Raw genomic sequence first — 6,499 nt, 5'->3', positions numbered from 1 at the left:
CCTTCTGGTTGGGGCGTTCCTTCTCCCCCTTCCCCTCCTTGTCCCCCTTCGGGTTCTTCGCGTTCCTCTCCTCGGCGGCCTTGTTCCGCTCGTCCCGCTCCTTCCGCTCGTCCAGCGGGCCGCTCCTCTCCCAGCCCGCGTCGGCGAGCAGCGCCTGGGCCTCCTTGACGTCCTGCTTGCCGAGGGCACCGCTGCTGTCCGCGTAGGCCGCCTGCCCGGCCATCGCCAGGTGGCTGCCGAGCGGGGCGGTGGGCATGCCGAGGGGGCCGAGCACGGCCTCGGCGAGCGCGTGGCGGTCGATGGCCCGGGCCACCGCCCGGCGTACCCGCTCGTCGGCGAGCGGTCCCGAGCTGCCGTTGAGGGCGAGCTGGGTGTAGGCGGGTTCGAGGGACTTGCGCACGTCGTAGCCGCGCAGGGCGTTCCGCTCGGCGGCGCGCACGGCGGCCGCGGCGCGGGCCTCCTTCTCCTCGAGCGCCTTCCGGGCGTCGGACCCGTGCGCGACCGCCCAGGAGCGCAGGGCGGAGGCCGCGGCGGCGGTGGTGCCTGCGGCAGGCCCGAGGCCGAGGGCCTCACCGGGGGCGGCCGGTGCGCCCGGTGCTCCCGGCGCGCCCTTTTTGATCCCCGCGGCGGGCCCGTGCGCCTGGACGACCCTGCGGGCGGTGGCCGGGTCGATCTCGGCCAGGTCCAGCCGGCCGGCGGCCAGCTCCGCGGCTCGCTTCTCGCGCGGCACGGCCCGGAACACCAGCTTCTCCAGCCGGGGCCGGTCGCCCCACCAGCGCGGATTGGGCACGAGGGTGGCGGTGCCGCCCTCGCGGTCGAGTTCCTGGAGCAGGTAGGGGCCGGCCGTCACCTTCAGCGCGGCACGCGCCCCGTCGTTGAAGGCGTCGGGGCCGCCCATGACCTCCTTCGGGTACAGCGGTGTGAACAGCGACTTCCAGTCGGCGTAGGGGCGGGCGAAGGTCACCTTCACCTCGAGGTCGTTCGCGCCGCGCTCGACCTTCTGGATGCGCTCGTAGCCGGCGTTGCGCGCGGTCCAGTAGGCGTTGTCCTTGCCGCTGAGCGCCCGCCACTGGGCTGCGAAGTCCTGGGCGCCGATCTCCCGGCCGTCGCTCCACACGGCCTGCTGGCTGAGCTTGTAGAGGACGACCTGCCGCGGTTCGCGCTCGACGACCTCGGCGGATTCCAGGTAGTCCGGGTTGAGCCCGGGGCGGCCGCGTGCGTCGAGAGGGAAGAGGGAGGGGAGCACCGCGCCGGTGATCCGGGCCGTCGCGGCGTCGGCGTCGGCCTGGAAGGCGTTGAGGGTCTCCGGCATCGTGTCGACCGCCCAGTCGAGGGTTCCGCCGTCGGCGACCTTGCCCCGGTCCAGCGGGGCGATGTCCTGCGGTACGGCCCTGGCAGCGGACTCGTCGGCGTCCGAACTGCACCCCGCGAGGACGGGCAGAGGCAGCAGCGCACCTGCGGTGAACAGCGCGAGGCTGCGGAGCCTGCTGGAAGCCTGTGCCATGGCTGGTACCTCCGGACTTGCCCGGCCGCCCTCCGCCGCAGCGCGCCGGATGCCGGGAATTTCCTATTTATTGATATTTGGAGCTGATCGCATGTATTGACCACTCCACTGAAGGTGAACGGTCCCCGTCCGCGCGACCGACACGGCGCCCGGCCCTGCCAACACCACCCGCGCGGCGCAACCGGCGCGAGAGCGCACCCGGCCCCGCACCACCCGTGTCCTCCGCGCACCGGCGCGAAGAGGGGGCGCACCGGTGGCGGCCGCTGCCGCCAATCGGCGCACACGGCTTCACAACGGGACTGTGACGCGCGACACTCGCAGGCGCATGAACATTGCCACCGCAACCGCGGAAGTGAGGCACGTCATGTCACTGCAGGACGATCTGACGGCGGCGCAGCGCTGCCTGGACGACCTGGTCCGTTCGGTGGGCCGGGTGGAGCAGCGGCTCGGCAGCACGGGACTGGACGTACGCCGGGTCCGCACGGACACCGAGCACCTGCGGGAAAGCCTCTCCCTGCTGCGCGCCGCGGCGGCGACCACGACGGGCAGGCCCGAGCAGCACCCCTCCGACCTGGTCACCATCCCCGACACGCCGTACAACAGCGCGCTGTGGACGGACTCGGACGACGAAGGTCTCGGGGCCCGGGACCGGCACGCGCCCTGACCCGGCACCCCTGACCGGTACGTGTCCGGTCCGAGATCCCGAGTGGAGTCTTCGTTGGCAACCGGTACCGAACCACCCCCTCTCAGCCCCGGCGGCGTGCGCGAGGGCTCGCGGGCCCGTATCGCGGCCGCGCACCTGCGGACCGACCGCTGGTGGCTGGCGCCCGCGGCGACCGCTGCCGGGCTGCTCGCCTTCGTCGTCTACTCGACCTGGCGTGCGTTCGCGAACACCGACTACTACGCGGCCCCGTACGTCTCGCCCTTCTACTCCCCCTGCCTGGCGGAGAACTGCGAGCCGATGCGCGCGGGCCCGAACTGGGAGCTGTTCGGAAGCTGGTGGGGCCTGTCCCCCGCCCTGCTGATCCTGGTCTTCCCGCTCGGCTTCCGGCTGACCTGCTACTACTACCGCAAGGCCTACTACCGGGGCTTCTGGGCCTCGCCGCCGGCCTGCGCGGTCGCCGAACCGCACAGGAAGTACACCGGCGAGACCCGCTTCCCGCTCATCCTGCAGAACATCCACCGCTACTTCTTCTACGCGGCACTGCCGGTCGCCGGGATCCTGACGTACGACACCGTGCTGGCCTTCAGGGACGAGACCTACGCATGGGGCCACATGGGCCTCGGCACACTGGTCTTCCTCGTCAACATCGTGCTGATCTGGGCCTACACCCTGTCCTGCCACTCCTGCCGGCACATCGTCGGCGGCCGGCTGAAGCACTTCTCCGGGCACCCCGTGCGCTACCGGCTGTGGAGCTGGGTCGGCAGGCTCAACGCCCGGCACATGCAGCTCGCCTGGGCCTCCCTGTTCAGCGTCGCGCTGGCCGACTTCTACGTCTGGCTCCTCGCCACCGGTGCCTTCGACGATCCGAGGTTGTTTTAAGTGACCGAGTTGGAACGACAGCAGTGGGACGTCGTGGTGGTCGGCGCGGGCGGGGCGGGACTCCGCGCCGCCGTCGAGGCCCGTGAGCGGGGTGCCCGTACCGCCGTGATCTGCAAGTCCCTCTTCGGCAAGGCGCACACGGTGATGGCGGAGGGCGGCATCGCCGCCGCCATGGCCAATGTCAACGAGGGCGACGACTGGCAGGTCCACTTCCGCGACACCATGCGCGGCGGGAAGTTCCTCAACCAGTGGCGGATGGCCGAACTGCACGCGCGCGAGGCCCCGGACCGGGTCTGGGAGCTGGAGACCTGGGGCGCCCTCTTCGACCGCACGCCGGACGGGCGGATCTCGCAGCGCAACTTCGGCGGGCACGAGTACCCCCGCCTGGCCCATGTCGGCGACCGCACCGGCCTGGAGCTGATCCGAACGCTCCAGCAGAAGACCGTCGCGCTCCAGCAGGAGGACTTCAAGGAGTACGGCGACTACGAGGCGCGGCTGAAGGTCTTCCAGGAGTGCACCGTCACCCGCGTGCTGAAGGACGGCGACCGGGTCTCCGGGGTGTTCTGCTACGAGCGCGAGTCGGGCCGCTTCTTCGTGATCGAGGCCCCGTCCGTCGTCATCGCCACGGGTGGCATCGGCAAGTCCTTCAAGGTGACCTCGAACTCCTGGGAGTACACCGGCGACGGGCACGCGCTGGCACTGCTGGCCGGGGCGCCGCTGCTCAACATGGAGTTCGTGCAGTTCCACCCGACGGGCATGGTCTGGCCGCCGTCCGTGAAGGGCATCCTCGTCACCGAGTCGGTGCGCGGCGACGGCGGTGTGCTGCGCAATTCCGACGGCAGACGGTTCATGTTCGACTACATCCCGGACGTCTTCAAGGAGAAGTACGCCCAGTCGGAGCAGGAGGCCGACGGGTGGTACGACGATCCTGACAATCACCGGCGGCCGCCCGAGCTGCTGCCCCGTGACGAGGTGGCCCGTGCCATCAACGCCGAGGTCAAGGCCGGCCGCGGCTCGCCGCACGGCGGTGTGTTCCTGGACGTGTCGACGCGGATGCCCGCCGAGGCCATCAAGCGGAGGCTGCCCTCGATGTACCACCAGTTCAAGGAGCTGGCGGACGTCGACATCACGGCGGAGCCCATGGAGGTCGGACCGACCTGCCACTACGTGATGGGCGGCGTCGCCGTCGACTCCGACACGGCCGCCGCCCGCGGAGTACCGGGGCTGTTCGCGGCGGGCGAGGTGGCCGGCGGCATGCACGGCTCAAACCGGCTCGGCGGCAACTCCCTGTCCGACCTGCTGGTCTTCGGCCGCAGGGCGGGCCTGCACGCCGCCGCGCACGCGGCGTCCCTGCCCGCGAGGCCCGTCGTCGACGACACGCAGATCGACACGGCGGCGGCCGAGGCACTGCGCCCCTTCAGCGCGGAGGGACCGGACGGGGGGACGCGGCCGGAGAATCCGTACACCCTGCACCAGGAGCTCCAGCAGACCATGAACGACCTGGTGGGCATCATCCGGCGGCAGGGCGAGATGGAGCAGGCACTCGAGAAGCTGGCCGAGCTGCGCGTACGCGCCAGGCGCGCCGGGGTCGAGGGGCACCGGCAGTTCAACCCGGGCTGGCACCTGGCCCTGGACCTGCGGAACATGCTGCTGGTCAGCGAGTGCGTGGCGCGGGCCGCGCTGGAGCGCACCGAGAGCCGGGGCGGGCACACCCGCGAGGACCATCCGGAGATGGACCGCTCCTGGCGGCGGATCAATCTGGTCTGCCGGCTCACCGATCCGACCGGCGGCCTCGCCGCCACCGATCCCGTGCGCGGCCAGATCGACCTGGCGCGCGAGACCACCGAACCCATCCGCCAGGACCTGCTCGCCCTCTTCGAGAAGGACGAACTGGTCAAGTATCTCGCCGAAGAGGAGCTGTACGAGTGAGCGCCTACGAAGCGAAGTTCCGGGTCTGGCGCGGCGAGCGGGGCGGCGGAGACCTGAGGGACTTCTCGGTGGAGGTCAACGACGGCGAGGTGGTGCTCGACATCATCCACCGCCTCCAGGCCACGCAGGCACCCGACCTCGCGGTCCGCTGGAACTGCAAGGCCGGCAAGTGCGGCTCGTGCAGCGCCGAGATCAACGGCCGGCCCCGGCTGATGTGCATGACCCGCATGTCGGTGTTCGAACGGGACGAGACGATCACCGTGGCCCCGCTGCGCGGCTTCCCCGTCGTACGGGACCTGGTGACCGACGTGTCCTTCAACTACGCGAAGGCGCGTGAGGTCCCGGCGTTCGTCCCGCCGGAGGGGCTGGGCCCCGGCGAGTACCGGATGCGGCAGATCGACGTGGAACGCTCCCAGGAGTTCCGCAAGTGCATCGAGTGCTTCCTGTGCCAGGACACCTGCCACGTGGTGCGGGACCACGAGGAGAACAAGGTGGCCTTCGCCGGGCCCCGCTACCTGATGCGGGTCGCCGAACTCGACATGCACCCGCTGGACGCGGCGCCGGCGGCGGGACTCGACAGGAAGCGGACCGCGCAGGAGGAGCACGGGCTCGGCTACTGCAACATCACCAAGTGCTGCACGGAGGTCTGCCCGGAGGGCATCAGGATCACCGACAACGCCCTGATCCCGCTGAAGGAGCGGGTCGTGGACCGCAAGTACGACCCGCTCGTCTGGCTGGGCAGCAAGATCCGCCGCAGGCCGGCGGCGGACTGAGCGGGGCCGGCGGGACGAGGCCCGGGCTCAGTCGCGCCGCTTCCCCACGGCGGCGGCCAGGGCCTCGGCGATGTGGGCCTCGGCCGCCGGCTTGGTGATGCCGAGATCCGAGAGCACGCCCCTGCCGTCCTCGAACTCCAGCAGGGCCAGCAGCAGGTGCTCGGTCCCGATGTAGTTGTGGCCCAGCCGCAGGGCCTCGCGGAAGGTCAGCTCCAGCACCTTCTTGGCGCCCGTGTCGTACGGGACGAGTTCCGGCGCCTGTTCCGCGCGAGCGGGCAGCGCGGCGGTCGCCGCCTCCCGTACGGCGTCGGGGGCCACGCCCTGCGCCCCGATCGCCCCGGCGGCGAGCGCGTCCGGCTCCGCGAGCAGGCCCAGCACCAGGTGCGCGGGGACCGTCTCGGCGTTGCCCGCCTGCCGCGCCTCGTTGTGGGCGGCCATGACGACGTTCCTGGCGCGCTCGGTGAAGCGGCTGAAGCCCTGGCTGGGGTCGAGGGCCGTGGGCTCGCCCGGGTCCTTGGGCACGAAACGCTGCTGGGCGGCCTGCCGGGTGACGCCCATGCTCTTGCCGATGTCGGTCCAGGACGCGCCGGAGCGGCGGGCCTGGTCGACGAAGTGGCCGATCAGGTGGTCGGCGATCTCTCCGAGGTGGTCGGCGGCGATGACCGCGCCGGAGAGCTGCTGGAGGACGTCGGTGTGGGTCTTCTTGATGGCCTCGATCAGGTCGTCGAGGCGGATGGGCGTCGCCATGCG

General features: G+C 71.5%; 6 protein-coding genes. 4 read left to right on the top strand and 2 right to left on the bottom strand.

Annotated features, from left to right (window positions below; genetic code table 11):
• On the bottom strand, window positions 1-1,504 hold a 1,504-nt coding region (locus tag GUY61_RS09550; RefSeq protein ID WP_243766313.1), incomplete at its 3' end, for an ABC transporter substrate-binding protein.
• A 364-nt stretch (window positions 1,505-1,868) separates the two neighbouring features.
• Between GUY61_RS09550 and GUY61_RS09545 the strand changes: the two genes are divergently transcribed.
• The 4 genes from GUY61_RS09545 to GUY61_RS09530 are packed head-to-tail and all read left to right on the top strand — an operon-like array spanning window position 1,869 to window position 5,749.
• The gene (locus tag GUY61_RS09545) at window positions 1,869-2,168 is read left to right on the top strand and encodes a hypothetical protein (protein ID WP_166629643.1); all 300 of its coding nucleotides are present in this window, start codon (window positions 1,869-1,871) and stop codon (window positions 2,166-2,168) included.
• Between the two features lie 54 nt (window positions 2,169-2,222).
• Complete coding sequence (locus GUY61_RS09540) at window positions 2,223-3,047, top strand: hypothetical protein (protein ID WP_166629642.1); 825 nt, start codon at window positions 2,223-2,225, stop codon at window positions 3,045-3,047.
• Entirely contained in the window at window positions 3,048-4,976 is a 1,929-nt protein-coding gene (locus GUY61_RS09535) for a fumarate reductase/succinate dehydrogenase flavoprotein subunit (protein ID WP_166629641.1), read from the top strand.
• The gene (locus GUY61_RS09530; RefSeq protein WP_166629640.1) at window positions 4,973-5,749 is read left to right on the top strand and encodes a succinate dehydrogenase/fumarate reductase iron-sulfur subunit; all 777 of its coding nucleotides are present in this window, start codon (window positions 4,973-4,975) and stop codon (window positions 5,747-5,749) included. The genes GUY61_RS09535 and GUY61_RS09530 overlap by 4 nt, the downstream gene beginning before the upstream one ends.
• A gap of 27 nt (window positions 5,750-5,776) precedes the next feature.
• On the opposite strand, the gene GUY61_RS09525 is transcribed toward GUY61_RS09530, so the two are convergent.
• Window positions 5,777-6,496 (bottom strand): Clp protease N-terminal domain-containing protein, encoded by a 720-nt coding sequence (locus GUY61_RS09525; RefSeq protein WP_166629639.1) that lies wholly within the window; start codon window positions 6,494-6,496, stop codon window positions 5,777-5,779.
• Between the last annotated feature and the right edge of the window lie 3 nt (window positions 6,497-6,499).

It is taken from the genome of Streptomyces sp. GC420 (assembly GCF_009916105.1).
Taxonomy (GTDB): domain Bacteria; phylum Actinomycetota; class Actinomycetes; order Streptomycetales; family Streptomycetaceae; genus Streptomyces.
The sequence above is the reverse complement of the archived record's forward strand: the minus strand, read 5'-3'. Positions and strand labels throughout refer to the sequence as shown.